Below are 12,706 nucleotides of genomic sequence, written 5' to 3'. Positions count from 1 at the left end.
GCGAAAGGATTCGGGAGCAGCATCGCCAAGGCCAAAAACAGTTAGTTCGCCATCGGCCCAATCAGTTTGGAAACCACCGGCGCCTGCCACTGCTCCAGGGCATCAATCAGGGCGCCGGGGTCTTCGTTGAAGATCAGCATCTGGCTGTGCTCGACCTTCATGAAGCCTTCCTTCACGGTGTGATCCAACAGGGCGCGCACCGGGTTGAAGAACCCCTCCGTATTCAGGCACGCCACGCCCTTTTGGTGTTCGCCTACCTGGGTCAGCGTGGCTGCTTCAAACAATTCTTCCAGTGTTCCCAGCCCGCCGGGCAAGGCAATGAACGCGTCGGCGCAGTCGCTCATACGTGTCTTGCGGCTGCGCATGTCGTGGGTCACTTCATGATGGGTGAGCCCGGCGTGGGAGTGGCCGCGCTCATGCAGCAGCCGGGTGATGATGCCGACGACCTCGCCACCTTCCGCCAACACCGCATCCGCCATCACGCCCATCAAGCCTTTGTGGGTGCCGCCGTAGACCAGGCGAATGCCGCGCCGGGCGATTTCCCGGCCCAGGGCCTGGGCGCCTTCCGCGTACTGCGGGTTGAAGCCGAAATTGGTACCGCAGAAAACCGCAAGGCTGCGCAGGGGAGTGGGCATGGAGATTCCAGGCTGGTGAGTACAAGCCGTCCAGCATGGCGGCCCCGTCTTGAGGGCGAAAGAGCCAAGAACCGGCTTGCGGATCAGGCCATGAGTGCATCCAGGATGCGTTTTCCAAGGACCTCGGCGACGGTCTCCGATTCGATATTGGCAAAGCCCAGCAGCAGGCCGGGGCCGGTCTGGCCCTGAATATTCCAGTCGCTCAAGGCTTCGGCATAAATGCCGGCCTGTGCCAGTCGCTCCACGCACAGGCGGTCGGACTGGTGCGCGTTGAGTCGCAGGATCAAATGCATCCCGCCCGGTTGGGCATCAATCGAAATACGCTCGCCCAGCGCTTTGCGCAGGCCCCTGGCCGTGGCTTCCCGACGCTCGCCGTAGAGTTTGCGCATGCGTTGGATATGCCGCGCAAAATGCCCTTCGGCCATAAACGTCGCGACGATCGCCGGGGTCAGTTCCGGGCAACCACCGAGGAAGGTCTGGCTGACGTGTTCGAAGCGTGCCACTTGAGCCGCAGGCACCACCAGATATGCGAGGCGGATGCCGGGAAACAACACTTTGCTGAAAGTCCCGGCATAGAGCACCCGGCCGACGCGGTCCAGACTCTTGAGGGCCGGCAGTGGGCGGCTGACGTAACGGTATTCGCCGTCATAGTCGTCCTCGACGATCCAGGCCTGCTGGCGGCTCGCCCAATCCAGCAGTTCCAGGCGCCTGGGCAAGGACAGCGAGACACACAGCGGGCTTTGATGGGCCGGCGTGACCACCACGGCGCGGGCGCCTTTGCCCTGTTGCACGGCTCGGGACACCTGCATGCCGTCCTGATCCACGGGTACCGGTATGGCCTTGATATTCAGGTAATCCAGCAATGGCCGGGTGAACAGGTAGCCCGGGTCCTCCACCAGCACCCGATCGCCCGGTTCCAGCAGTGCGTGGGCGATCAGCCCCAGCGTGTTGCGGTAGCCCGAGGTGACGAAGACTTGTGCCGGCGAGCAGTGAATACCCCGGGCAACCTGCAAGTAGCTGGCAATCGCCGTGCGCAGCGAGTGCAGGCCGAACACGCAGGGGTTGGCCATGTCGGCGACCTGGGTGGCCCGCACGCAACGGGCGGCGATTTTCGACCAGATCTTGCGCGGGAACGCATCCAGCGCCGGCAGGCCCATTTGAAACGGCAACACGGCGGCCTTGTGCCGGACGGCATTGTGGTCGCTGGCCGTCATGGGGCGTTCCGGCAGGCTGGACTTGATCCCTTCCGCCACCACGGTGCCGGCCTGGCCACGGGCCTGGATATAACCTTCGGCCGCCAGCAGCGAGTACGTTGTGTCGATGGTGCCTCTGGCCAGCCCAAGTTCCTTGGCCAGGGCCCGGGCTGCGGGTATGCGTTCCCCCGGTTTGAGCAAACCTTCGGCAATCGCGCTGCGGAAGCGCCAGTAAAGTTGCCGGTAAATCGGCTCGGCAGCGCCGGCGTCCAGCGGTGAAAAGGCCTTGATCGAGGTGCTCATCCGGCGGCGGGTCCTGTTCAGGTGGCGAAATAGTCGTGCAGCGCCTGGTCGGTCTGGCGGCGCGTCTGGGCCAGTGCCTCCGGGCGTGAAGCGGTGCCTTCAACGGTGAAGAAGGTCACGTCATGCAGGCCGATCATGCCGAGTAGGGTTTTCAGGTACGGCGTCAGGAAATCCGGCTGATGCGCACGCTCCCCGGAAAACCGTCCGCCCGAGGCGATGGCGACAAACACCGGGCGGTCCTGCAACAGGCCGATCTTGCCCTGGGCCGAGATATCGAAGGTGCGGCGTACCCGCGCAATATGATCAAGCCATAGCTTGAGGGCTGCGGGTACCGAGTAGTTATGCATGGGGGTGGCGATCACCACAATGTCGGCCATCTCCAATTCCCGCACAAGCCGCTCGGACTGGGCCATCGAACCTTCGGACGAGACATCCATGAGGGACTGCTGGGACGTCGCATAAGGCTCGTCCAACGGTGCCAGGGCGTTCCCGGCGATGCCGCGCTGGATCACCTCGGCGGCCGGGTTCCGCTGGCGCAGGCATTCAATGATCTTGAGGGAGAGGGCGTTGCTTTCTGACGCTGGCCCGCGAGGGCTGGCACTGACATGGAGGATATTCATGGTGCGCTGCTTCCTGGATGGATGGCCTTCAGTCTACGAACCTCATGACCCAGGCCAAAGAGCCAAGAATCAAGATTCAGAGTAGGCCATGTCCGCGCATTCATGGTCTGGTGTTCAAGCCAGATCATGGATCTTTTGGGGTAGGCCATGGCGTCGCAAGATGGCGGCTTCATCCAACCGCTACAGGACTTCACCATGACAACGCGTCTCGACTACTCCAAAGCTTCCCCTGAAGGTTACAAGGCGTTCGGCGGGGTTTACGTCTACCTGCAGAACAGCGGCCTGTCCAAGGAACTGATCGACCTGGTCTACCTGCGGGTTTCGCAAATCAACGGCTGCGCCTTTTGCATCGATATGCACTCGCGGGACTTGCTCAAGCAAGGCCTGGCCGTGGGCAAGCTGGTGCTGGTGCCCGTATGGCATGACGCTGGCGCGGTCTTCACCCAGCGTGAGCGCGTGGCACTGGCCTTTGCTGAAGCAGTGACCGCCAGTGATGTTTCGGACGCTGACTACGCGGCAGCGACCGGCGAGTTCAGTGACAAGGAACTGGCCGATCTCACCTACGGCATCGCACTGATGAATGCCTTCAACCGCCTGGGCATCACCTTCCGCACCACGCCGGCGGCGGCCGCCAAGGCATAAGCCAACGCGGATTCGTTGTGGCGGGTTCCCTCGCCACACACTCACTGTATTTCCTGAGGGTTCACCCCATGGCATGGCTACTGCTCGGCTTGGCCGGCATTCTTGAAATCGCTTTCGCGTTCGCGATGAAGGCTTCGGATGGCTTCACCCGATTCACCCCCGGATTGCTCACCGTCGTGACCGGCGTCTCCAGCGTCATCCTGCTGTCGACGGCGTTGCGCACGCTGCCGGTGGGCAGCGCCTACGCAGTGTGGACCGGAATCGGCGCAGCGGGCACCGCGATCCTCGGCATGGTGTTGCTGGGCGATTCCACCGCACCGTTACGAGTGCTGTGCATCGTACTGATCCTGGCCGGCGTGATCGGCCTGAAACTGGTCTCCGCCAACTAGTGCTGCCTGCGAGCGGGTATTTCTCGGAGATGGCCTTTTAACATTGTTGCTCACTCTTTATCATCCGCCCCCAGCAACTCCGGCCATGGAGACGCTCCATTCACTAAGGAAGTCGTAATGCACATTGGAAAAATGCTGGGGTTGGCCCTGATCACGTTGTCGATGGGCGGCTGCGCCAGCTTCACGAAGGACGAAGTCGCACCTGTCACGCTGCCATCGAAGGCCAGCTACGCCAACAAACCGAACGTCTACGTAGACTTCAAGTTCTACCAGGGCGAGCCGACAAACGCCGCCGCTACGGAATTCCCACAAGCGCGGGACATGCTCAAGCCACAGCTGCAGAAAGTCCTGACCGACTCCGGCCTGTTTGGTCGTGTGACCCTGGATGAGTTCCAGAAACAGCCCGGCGATTACAGCCTGCGCCTGAAGGTCTACAACCATCCACCGGGTGGCGGCCAACTGGCAATGGCCTTTATCAGCGGCTTTACCTTCACCATCATCCCGGCGCTGGGGACTGATCAATACACCATGAAGCTGGAGTCGGTGGACCCGCAAGGCCAGGCGCTGAGCACCGGCACCAACCACGACTCGATCAATACCTGGATGGGCATCTGGTTTATCCCGTTGATGGCCAACACGCCGAAAGAGGCGGTGACCGATACCTTCACCCGCCAGGTCAATGCCTTGCTCAAGCAAATGGTCGACGGCAACAACCTGAAGTACTCGGCACTGGATGCCGGCGTGCTACGGGCGTGACACGTAACTGAAGGTTTGAAACAGCTGCGAGGGTAGGGCGACCCGCCCTCGCAGCCTGGGCCTTACTTAAGCGCCTTGATGAACAGCGGGTCGCTGTACAACGACTTGAGCAAATCCCGCACCATCGGGTTGTAGGCGTTGGCGGCATTCGGGATCGCAATGAACCCGAAGAACGAACTGGACCAGGTGTGATTCACTTCCTTGGTCGCGTCGTACACCACGTCATTGCCCTTGAGCAGGGTAAACCGCGCGGCCAGCGTGCCGTTGCCGGAGCCCATGCCTGCCGACAGCGAATTCTTCACCACCAGCACTTGCAGATGACGTTCCGCTTGCGGGTTCAGCAGGCCTGCGAGTTGCAGTTCTTGGGTGATCGCAGCCTGGATATGCGCCGGGATGCTGCCACTGGGCGAGCGGATCGGGTTGGCACGTACGGACAACGAGCCTTCGCCCGACGCAGCCGTCACCTGGGCATTGCTGACGGGTTGCAGCGGCGCTGCGCGCTTGAGGACCTGGACGTTGTCGAAGTTCGGCTCGTATTGCGTCATGGTGACGCCGCAGCCTTGCAACAGCAGCGCGAGCAATGGGGTCAACAGTAGAAGCTTTTTCACGGCGTTTCCTTGCGTGAGTGTGGGAGAGCGCGGCGATTATCGTCAGACGCTGGCAGGTCGGCAACAAATAGTGGCAAAAGGCCTTAAGGGATGCGTAGCTTTTTGCCTCTGGTACCTGTCGGAAAAATCATCAAGAAGGCAATTTGCTGGCCCCTTTGTAACAAAATTCTCGCCAAAATCACTTTTATTTTCAGGTGGTTAGGCGGGATGCAAATGCGCAATGTTGGAATCATGCTGATGGCCTGCGCAATGGCGGGTGGGGCGGTTTCGGTTGAGGCACGGGAGCTGCGGGACAACGACAAGTACATGTGCAGTTGGGGGGCTGGCACCGCCGCCCGGGCCCAGGAATTGAAGCTGTCGGGCGTCTCGCTGTACGCCGCGCGTCAGAAGCTCAAGACCTACCAGTTCAAGAAACCCTGGATGCACATGATGGCCATGGGCATCACCGAGCAGACCTACGACAGCCGCTCGCGGGTCAAGCCCGAGGTGATTCGCCAGAGTTTTTATCAGGACTGTTTGCGCTACAAGCTGGCGCGTAAATGATTGCACCGCCCAGTACAAAATCTGCGTAAGCCTGTCCAACTTCGCCCCGGAGCCCGTCCGCATACTGGCCCCAGGTAATCGAAGAGGCACATGCCATGACCCGCTACGTCATCACCCCCAACGAAACCCCGTCCCTTGCCATCCACGGCGACGACGCTCGCTTCCCGCTGCGTCGGGTGTTCTGTGTCGGGCGCAACTACAGCGAACATGCCCGCGAAATGGGCCACGACCCTGACCGCGAGCCGCCGTTCTTTTTCATGAAGCCGGCCGATGCCGTGGTGCCTGCCGAGGGCGTGATCGCCTATCCGCCATTGACCGCCGACCTGCACCATGAAGTCGAGTTGGTGGTGGCCATCGGCAAGGGCGGCGTGGACATCGCCCCGGAAGACGCGTTTGCGCATATCTGGGGTTACGGTTTGGGCATCGACCTGACCCGCCGCGACCTCCAGGCCCAGGCGAAAAAGCTGTCGCGGCCGTGGGAATGGGCCAAGGCCTTCGATGAGTCGGCACCTTGCACTCCGCTGCGGCCGGTGAGTGCCGTTGGCCATCCGGGCAGCGGGCGTATCTGGCTCAAGGTCAATGGCGAGCAACGCCAAGTGGGCGACCTGGCGGACCAGATCTGGTCGGTCAGCGAAGTGATCAGCCATGCCTCCAAATCGGTGGCATTGAAGGCCGGCGACCTGATCTTCACCGGCACCCCGGCAGGTGTCGGCGCCTTGCAGCCGGGCGATGTGGTGACCGCCGGAATCGACGGCCTGGCGGAGCTGAGCTTCACCCTCGGCCAGGGTTGACGCTACAGTGGTGCCCAGGCCCTCCGAGAAGTACGTATGCCCGGCACCCGCATCACCACCTATGGCATGGAACAACGCAGCGACCGCTCCGACTTCTACATCCGCGACAAGCGGGGCAGGGCGGCGCTGACCAGTCCCCATCGCCACGAATACTTCCAGATTCAGATCAACCTGGGCGGCGACACCGTGCAGCACATCGGCGGTGCGGTGCGCCCGTTTCCGAAAAAGGCCCTGGCCTTTATCCTGCCCCATCGCCTGCACGTGATTCCCCATCCCGAAGACGGCGACTTCATGCTGATCAATTTCAGCCAGGGCTTTTTCCTGCCGCAACTGACCTGCGACCCGCTGGACCTGGAAGACATCCCCATCGGCCAGGCCCCGGAGCTGTCGCCGTTCCGCTTCCAGGAGCAGCTGGATTTCATCCTCGACGACGCGGCCTTCGAAGAAGTCAAAACCTGGCTGGAACACATGCGCAGCCTGGACGCCCACCGTAGCTTCGGGGCCCGGGAGCGGCTCAAGGGTTACCTGTTCCAACTGATTGGGCTGGTGTGCCAGCAGTACGCCGAACCGCTCCAGGCCTTCGCCGCCAACAACGCCACCCGCCGTGGCCGCAAGGACGCCCTGGCTCGGGTGCAAGGCTACATCCGTGAGCATTTGCACGAGCCGTCGTTGAACCTGACCGATGCGGCGGCGGCAGCCTTTCTGTCACCCAACTACCTGACCCACCTGTTGCGCAAGGAAACCGGCAAACCCTTCTCGCAACTGGTGCTCGACCGGCGCATGCAACTGGCGCGCACGCTGCTGCTCAACAGCCCGCAGATGATCGGCGCAATTGCGCACCGCTGCGGGTTTACCGACGAGGCCTATTTTTCCCGGTGTTTTCGCAAGGCCCACGGGCTCGCGCCGGGGCAGTTCAGGCGGCGTGAGCAGAATTAACGCGCAATCCGGTGAGTGTTTTACAAATCCAACACAACCGATGTGTTTCAATTTACATACAATTGAGCGTCTCACCGGGAGGCGGTGCACATGGGTACGGTTATACGGTTGGCAACGCCGGGCGATATCAATGCTATTTTCGATATTCGCACCGCGGTGGTGCAAAACCATCTAAGCCGCGAGCAGATGGCTGAGCTGGGGATTACCCCGCAGGTCGTCGCTGACTGCATGGGTGAAGCGCCCTGTGTGTGGCTGGCCGAAGTGGACGGTGCGCCTGTGGGGTTTTCAATGGTCGATCTTGCCGAAGGCGAGGTGTTCGCGCTGTTTGTGTTGCCGTCCCACGAAAACCTCGGGTTGGGCCGCCAACTGATGGCGGTGGCGGAGGCGGCGCTGTTCGAACGCCACGACACACTCTGCCTGACCACTGACGGGCGGGAACAGATCCGGGCCAATGGCTTTTACCAACGGCTTGGCTGGTCGGTGGTCGGCACGGCTGAGGGCGACGACGTTCGCTATCAGAAACACAAGGTGCAATGAGTGTATGAGTGAGCTGGAACCCCCTCAATCCAACGCCTTCCGCTATTTTGTCGTCGGGGTTCTGTGTGTCGCAGTGTTGTTGGGGGCCTATTTCGTTCGGCTCAATGCCCAGGTAGACCGGCAGCGGGAAGAGGCGGCGGAGCGCCTGGCGTTATGCCGCCAGGCAGCCAGCGTTTCGCGCGGCACGGCTCAGAACGAACTTGTGCTGGTGGATCCCTGCAAACACCTGTTTGAGCATTATTTGAAGAAGCCCACGCACTTCTAATCAATAACCTTATTTTTATCGCGGAATTAAACCGAGCAAGTGTGTTTAATGCAGGGCGTTATTGCACCAAAAAGTGGCACTTTCAATAATCGGATCCATTAAAAATGTGTGGTTATTGAATGACTTAGCGCTGTTTTAATCCGACGAAAGGTTGAAAATTATCTTGTTACAAGTTTTGCCGCTCGGTAATATAGCCGGGCGTTCACCTCCCACGGTTTATGCATTTTTAAATCCCAAGTTTCCATCAGCTACTTGGGATTTTTTTTGCCCGCGATTTGAGGGATGTATCAATCCTCTACGTCGGCAAACTCTGCGCGCATCCGGCCATTGCGCTTGGCCTGGTACAGCAACTTGTCGACGGCTTCGACAAAGGCCAGCGCCGCGCTGCCCGGCTTTACCGTGCAAGTCCCCACCCCCAGGCTCAATGTCAGCAGGTTCGACACCGCCGAATGCCCGTGCTCGATCTGCTGCTGGCGGATCAGGTGCAGGCAGCGTTCGGCCACTCGGCGGGCGGATTCGGCATCGGTTTCCGGCAGCAACCACACAAACTCCTCACCGCCGATACGCGCGATGAAGTCCCGTGGCCGGTTGGCCGCCCGGGAGAGCGTATGCGCCACTTGCCGCAGGCATTCATCACCCTTGATATGCCCGTAGAGGTCGTTGTACTGCTTGAAATAGTCGATATCCAACAGGATCAACGACAGCGGCAACTGGCTGCGCTGGGCACTGGTCCATTCCCGCGCCAGCACGGTGTCGAACATGCGCCGGTTGGCGATACCGGTGAGGCCGTCCTGGAACGAATATTCCTCTAACTGTTTTTGCAGGCGGATCAGGTGTTCCTCGGTCTTCTTGCGCTCGCTGATATCGAACATGAAGCCGATCAGCGCCTGCACCTCGCCGTCCTTGCGCTCCACGTGCACCACGTCGCGAATCCACACGTACTCGCCGCTGGCGGTCAGCGCCCGGTAATCGGCTTCGTGGTCGACCCCGGCCCGGGACTGGGAGACGCAGAAGTTGACCACATACTCGCGGTCGTCCGGGTGCATGCGTTCCACCCAGTCATCGACGGTGGCCCAGCTCTGCGGCGTCCAGCCCAGCAGCGCCTCGATCTGCGGGCCGATGTAGCTGAAAGTCATGGTTACCCAGTCGATACGCCAGGGAATGGCCTTGGTCGATTCCAGCAACGTCTTGTACACAGCACTGTCGGGTTCGATCAAAGGTTCGATGCTCATGCGGAGTGCTCTCGGTGTCGGAAAAAACCAGAGCATCTGGCCATCATCACCAGGAAGCAAGCCCTTCGCGCGGCATCGGATAAGAGGGTGTCGGTGTGGTTTTTTTGGCGTCAGCCGGCCAGCGGTTTTAGCCGAAATGCGCACCAAGTATCACTTTTGCATTAATTCCCGGGCAGTTTGAAAAAGCTCATCTACCCTAGACGGATCACGTCCTCCGAGCCCCGTACAGGGAAGGGTGCCCGCATGGTTTCGATCGCCGAGTTTCGCCACATCATGGAGTCCGGCTTCCTGCCGCTCGCCTGCGACTGCTCGCTGAACAGCGATGGTTCGCTGCGCATCAACATCTTCGACCCGGCGTGCGGGCGCGTCGACCTGCTGCTGACCCGCGTGTCCCCCAAGGTCTGGACAGCATCCGTTCCATCTCAAACCTGATTGGCGAACTGCGCACCGAGATCAAGGCCGGGCGCAGAGGGTTTGCGGCGGTCAGCTAGAGGCTCAGGAAATGGCCTGTGCTGTCGGGGTCGTTACCACCCCGTAACCGCGCCAGCAGCAGTGATCACGGTGGCCCGGCAGGAACACGCAACCGCCAAGGTTCATGAGCAGGACTGCGGCAACCAGCAGTGAAATTCGACGAGTCATGGTGATTTCCTCAAGGTAGTGAACGTTGCCAATCGACAAAAAGTGCTTGCCGATTGCCAACGGTTAACCCTTGAACGCGACCGCCTGGCCAAATCCGTCGCAGCTTTTTGCATATTTCATCAATCCCCCGCAAACCCTGGGCAATACTGGCCCTGTCTGCTGTCCTGAACGGTCGCGAAAAAAGTTGATGTCGACGCGACGGATTATTCGGACACCCGCCGTTCAACCCTACAGCTGCGATCACTGGCGATCGCCGATGAAGGAGTTGTCATGAGACTTGCACGACCGCTGGCCAAATTACGTTATGCCCTGTTGATCCCGCTGGCACTGGCCGCCCTGGTCAGCACGCCGACCTTTGCCCAGACCGAAGTCATCATCCGCGAAGCGCCACCGCCGATGCGCGTCGAGGCCGTTCCCGTCGAACGCCCTGGCTATGTGTGGGACCGCGGGCACTGGCGCTACGAAGGGCGCGGTTATGCCTGGGTGCCGGGCCACTGGCAGCCGGTGATGCGCAACGCCCGTTGGGAACCTGGCCACTGGGAGTCGCGCGGCCCCAACTGGTACTGGATCGAAGGGCACTGGGTCCGCTGACCATCCCGTCAACCTGACCCTTAGCCACCGGACCGAGACTTGCCCTATTGAAAGACACTGATCCGGACGTTGAGCTGTTGGCCCGCATCGGAAACAACGAACCGGCGGCCATCAACGAAATGGTGACGCGCAAACTGCCGCGTTTGCTCGCGCTCGCCAGTCGGATTCTCGGGGATGCCGACGAGGCCAGGGACGTGGCCCAGGAAAGCTTCCTGCGTATCTGGCGCCAGGCTGCGAGCTGGCGCAGCGGCGAAGCGCGTTTCGACACCTGGTTGCACCGCGTGGTGCTCAACCTGTGCCATGACCATTTGCGTCGGCGCAAGGAGCGCCCGTTGAACGATGAGGAGGCCATGAGCGAAGTGGTCGACACGGCGCCTGCGCCCGATGAACAACTGGAAGCCGCCGCCCGCAGTGAGCATATGGCGGCGGCGCTGGCGTCGCTGCCCGAACGCCAGCGCGAGGCGATTGTGTTGCAGTATTACCAAGAGCTGTCGAATATCGACGCTGCGGCGCTGATGAACATCAGCGTCGAGGCACTGGAGAGCTTGCTGTCACGGGCCCGGCGCAACCTGCGCAGTTACCTTGACGACACACCCGGGCCCGCCCGCCCAGGAAGGGGAAAACCATGACGCCTGAACGATTTGCCCAACTGGCCGAGGCTTACGGCGGCCACCTGCACCGTTGGCCCCGTGCCGAACAGGCGCAGGCCCAGGCACTGCTGGACGCAGGCGAGGCCGGCGTACGTGAGGTGCTGCACCAGGCGCGATGGCTCGATGGCCAGTTGGACGCCTATCAACTGGCGCCCGTCGACCCGGCGCTGGCGCGGCAGATTCGCCAGTCGTTCCCCCAGCGCCAGTCCTTTTGGGCACGCTACGCCGGCTGGCTATCGCCCGCCGGCTTCGTCGGCGTGGGCATCGCCGGGATTGCCGCCGGCATCCTGGTAGCGTCCTTGAGCGTCCCGCTGCCCACGCTCGGTCCTGAAGTACTGCCCAGTGTCTTCGACCAGGGCGACGCCGAAGTCGTCTTCACCGTCAACGCCGAGGAAAGCGAGCAATGACCCCGTCACCCAAGTACCTGAAGCCGCTGCTGGTTGTGTCGGTGTTGTTCAACGTGTTTTTGATCGGTGGTGTCGGCGGTGGCCTGTACCACTGGCTGGCGAATACCAAGCCCGCCGAAGCGGTGGTGAACCAACATGGCCTGCGCCAGGCGATGGTCAAGCTGCCGCCGGAACGGCGCAAGGAACTGCGCCAGTTGCTGCGCCAGAACCGCGCCGACAGCCAGCCGCTGGTGCTTGCCGGGCGTGAGGCGCGGCTGGATGTGATCAAGCAACTGGAAGCGCCGACCCTGGATCGTGCGGCGCTGGTGACGGATCTGGGCAAGGCCCGGGAGGCGGACATGGCGCTCCGGGCACTGGTGGACAACACCCTGGCGCAATTCGCCAACACCTTGCCCCGGGATGAACGCCAGCGGTTGGTGGAAGCGTTGTATATGAAGGGGCAGACGAAGGGCAAGGCCGCCAAGAGCCACTGATGATCGTTCCCACGCTCTGCGTGGGAAAGCCGCCTCGGACGCTCTGCGTCCAGTTGGCGATGCAAGGTTCAAGTCTTGCGCAGTGGTGACGCAGAGCGTCACGGGATGCGTGCCCACGCAGAGCGTGGGAACGAGCATTAATAACCGAGACGGGCGACGGATTTCCCGGTTGGCCGCGTTTAACCCGGGTAGGCCCGCCACTCAGGCGAAGGCCAGTCTCATTGGGGAACCGTGCCATGTCCCGCATATTCAAGGCCACGCTGGCCGCCATGTTGATGGCGGCGGCGTTATCCGGTTGTATTGTCGAACCTGTTCATCCGCGGCGCCCGCCGCCGTTGGTTGAGGTAGTGCCGGTGGCGCCGGCGCCGGGGTATCAGTGGGTGCGGGGGCACTATCGCTGGGGGAACGGGCAGTGGTTATGGGTGCCGGGGCATTGGCGGTATTGAACCCTCCACATTTTCGACTGAGACACTGAAACCCTGTGGGAGCTGGCTTG

19 protein-coding genes and 1 pseudogene are annotated in these 12,706 nt (G+C 61.5%); 14 read left to right on the top strand and 6 right to left on the bottom strand.

What is annotated here, in order from left to right:
- Positions 1–41 precede the first annotated feature (41 nt).
- The 3 genes from BLU46_RS03355 to BLU46_RS03345 all read right to left on the bottom strand — a co-directional run bounded on the left by BLU46_RS03355 (position 42) and on the right by BLU46_RS03345 (position 2,751).
- On the bottom strand, positions 42–635 hold the full coding sequence (locus BLU46_RS03355; protein WP_093198563.1) for an LOG family protein: 594 nt from the start codon (positions 633–635) through the stop codon (positions 42–44).
- A gap of 83 nt (positions 636–718) precedes the next feature.
- Entirely contained in the window at positions 719–2,131 is a 1,413-nt protein-coding gene (gene pdxR / locus BLU46_RS03350) for a MocR-like pyridoxine biosynthesis transcription factor PdxR (RefSeq protein WP_093198559.1), read from the bottom strand.
- Between the two features lie 17 nt (positions 2,132–2,148).
- Positions 2,149–2,751 (bottom strand): FMN-dependent NADH-azoreductase, encoded by a 603-nt coding sequence (locus tag BLU46_RS03345; protein ID WP_063031329.1) that lies wholly within the window; start codon positions 2,749–2,751, stop codon positions 2,149–2,151.
- Between the two features lie 195 nt (positions 2,752–2,946).
- On the opposite strand from BLU46_RS03345, the gene BLU46_RS03340 reads away from it, so the two are divergent.
- The 3 genes from BLU46_RS03340 (at position 2,947) to BLU46_RS03330 (ending at position 4,538) form a co-directional block, all read left to right on the top strand.
- Positions 2,947–3,393, top strand: coding sequence for a carboxymuconolactone decarboxylase family protein (locus tag BLU46_RS03340; protein ID WP_093210093.1), 447 nt, complete (start codon positions 2,947–2,949; stop codon positions 3,391–3,393).
- A 68-nt stretch (positions 3,394–3,461) separates the two neighbouring features.
- On the top strand, positions 3,462–3,782 hold the full coding sequence (locus BLU46_RS03335; RefSeq protein ID WP_063031327.1) for a DMT family transporter: 321 nt from the start codon (positions 3,462–3,464) through the stop codon (positions 3,780–3,782).
- A gap of 117 nt (positions 3,783–3,899) precedes the next feature.
- Positions 3,900–4,538, top strand: coding sequence for a hypothetical protein (locus BLU46_RS03330; protein WP_093198556.1), 639 nt, complete (start codon positions 3,900–3,902; stop codon positions 4,536–4,538).
- 62 nt (positions 4,539–4,600) lie between these two features.
- On the opposite strand, the gene BLU46_RS03325 is transcribed toward BLU46_RS03330, so the two are convergent.
- Positions 4,601–5,146 carry a hypothetical protein gene (locus BLU46_RS03325; RefSeq protein ID WP_093198553.1) on the bottom strand — a complete coding sequence of 182 codons (546 nt, stop codon included), beginning with the start codon at positions 5,144–5,146 and terminating at the stop codon, positions 4,601–4,603.
- A gap of 213 nt (positions 5,147–5,359) precedes the next feature.
- Between BLU46_RS03325 and BLU46_RS03320 the strand changes: the two genes are divergently transcribed.
- The 5 genes from BLU46_RS03320 (at position 5,360) to BLU46_RS03300 (ending at position 8,218) form a co-directional block, all read left to right on the top strand.
- Positions 5,360–5,689: a hypothetical protein gene (locus BLU46_RS03320; protein WP_172834511.1), complete on the top strand. Its 330-nt coding sequence runs from the start codon at positions 5,360–5,362 to the stop codon at positions 5,687–5,689.
- Between the two features lie 95 nt (positions 5,690–5,784).
- Entirely contained in the window at positions 5,785–6,480 is a 696-nt protein-coding gene (locus BLU46_RS03315) for a fumarylacetoacetate hydrolase family protein (protein WP_093198548.1), read from the top strand.
- 36 nt (positions 6,481–6,516) lie between these two features.
- The gene (locus BLU46_RS03310; protein ID WP_063031321.1) at positions 6,517–7,416 is read left to right on the top strand and encodes a helix-turn-helix transcriptional regulator; all 900 of its coding nucleotides are present in this window, start codon (positions 6,517–6,519) and stop codon (positions 7,414–7,416) included.
- A 90-nt stretch (positions 7,417–7,506) separates the two neighbouring features.
- Positions 7,507–7,953: a GNAT family N-acetyltransferase gene (locus tag BLU46_RS03305; protein WP_093198545.1), complete on the top strand. Its 447-nt coding sequence runs from the start codon at positions 7,507–7,509 to the stop codon at positions 7,951–7,953.
- 4 nt (positions 7,954–7,957) lie between these two features.
- Complete coding sequence (locus BLU46_RS03300) at positions 7,958–8,218, top strand: hypothetical protein (RefSeq protein WP_017477129.1); 261 nt, start codon at positions 7,958–7,960, stop codon at positions 8,216–8,218.
- Positions 8,219–8,505: 287 nt separating this feature from the next.
- Here BLU46_RS03300 and BLU46_RS03295 read toward each other — a convergent pair whose 3' ends face one another.
- Complete coding sequence (locus BLU46_RS03295) at positions 8,506–9,450, bottom strand: GGDEF domain-containing protein (protein ID WP_093198542.1); 945 nt, start codon at positions 9,448–9,450, stop codon at positions 8,506–8,508.
- A gap of 243 nt (positions 9,451–9,693) precedes the next feature.
- Between BLU46_RS03295 and BLU46_RS03290 the strand changes: the two are divergent.
- Positions 9,694–9,941, top strand: a pseudogene (locus tag BLU46_RS03290) (DUF1652 domain-containing protein).
- Between the two features lie 4 nt (positions 9,942–9,945).
- Here BLU46_RS03290 and BLU46_RS33010 read toward each other — a convergent pair.
- The gene (locus BLU46_RS33010) at positions 9,946–10,089 is read right to left on the bottom strand and encodes a hypothetical protein (RefSeq protein ID WP_167410160.1); all 144 of its coding nucleotides are present in this window, start codon (positions 10,087–10,089) and stop codon (positions 9,946–9,948) included.
- A gap of 270 nt (positions 10,090–10,359) precedes the next feature.
- Between BLU46_RS33010 and BLU46_RS03280 the strand changes: the two genes are divergently transcribed.
- The 5 genes from BLU46_RS03280 to BLU46_RS03260 all read left to right on the top strand — a co-directional run bounded on the left by BLU46_RS03280 (position 10,360) and on the right by BLU46_RS03260 (position 12,656).
- Positions 10,360–10,680: a YXWGXW repeat-containing protein gene (locus tag BLU46_RS03280; RefSeq protein WP_063031313.1), complete on the top strand. Its 321-nt coding sequence runs from the start codon at positions 10,360–10,362 to the stop codon at positions 10,678–10,680.
- Between the two features lie 47 nt (positions 10,681–10,727).
- Positions 10,728–11,309 (top strand): RNA polymerase sigma factor, encoded by a 582-nt coding sequence (locus BLU46_RS03275; RefSeq protein WP_063031311.1) that lies wholly within the window; start codon positions 10,728–10,730, stop codon positions 11,307–11,309.
- A complete protein-coding gene (locus BLU46_RS03270; protein WP_093198538.1) occupies positions 11,306–11,737 on the top strand; it encodes a hypothetical protein in 432 nt (143 codons plus the stop codon). The genes BLU46_RS03275 and BLU46_RS03270 overlap by 4 nt, the downstream gene beginning before the upstream one ends.
- Positions 11,734–12,210, top strand: a complete 477-nt coding sequence (locus BLU46_RS03265; protein WP_093198533.1) for a periplasmic heavy metal sensor — start codon at positions 11,734–11,736, stop codon at positions 12,208–12,210. The genes BLU46_RS03270 and BLU46_RS03265 overlap by 4 nt, the downstream gene beginning before the upstream one ends.
- A gap of 236 nt (positions 12,211–12,446) precedes the next feature.
- Complete coding sequence (locus BLU46_RS03260; RefSeq protein WP_081253176.1) at positions 12,447–12,656, top strand: YXWGXW repeat-containing protein; 210 nt, start codon at positions 12,447–12,449, stop codon at positions 12,654–12,656.
- Positions 12,657–12,706: the final 50 nt, after the last annotated feature.

This window comes from Pseudomonas yamanorum, from assembly GCF_900105735.1.
Classification (GTDB): Bacteria; Pseudomonadota; Gammaproteobacteria; order Pseudomonadales; family Pseudomonadaceae; genus Aquipseudomonas; species Aquipseudomonas yamanorum.
The sequence above is the reverse complement of the archived record's forward strand: the minus strand, read 5'-3'. Positions and strand labels throughout refer to the sequence as shown.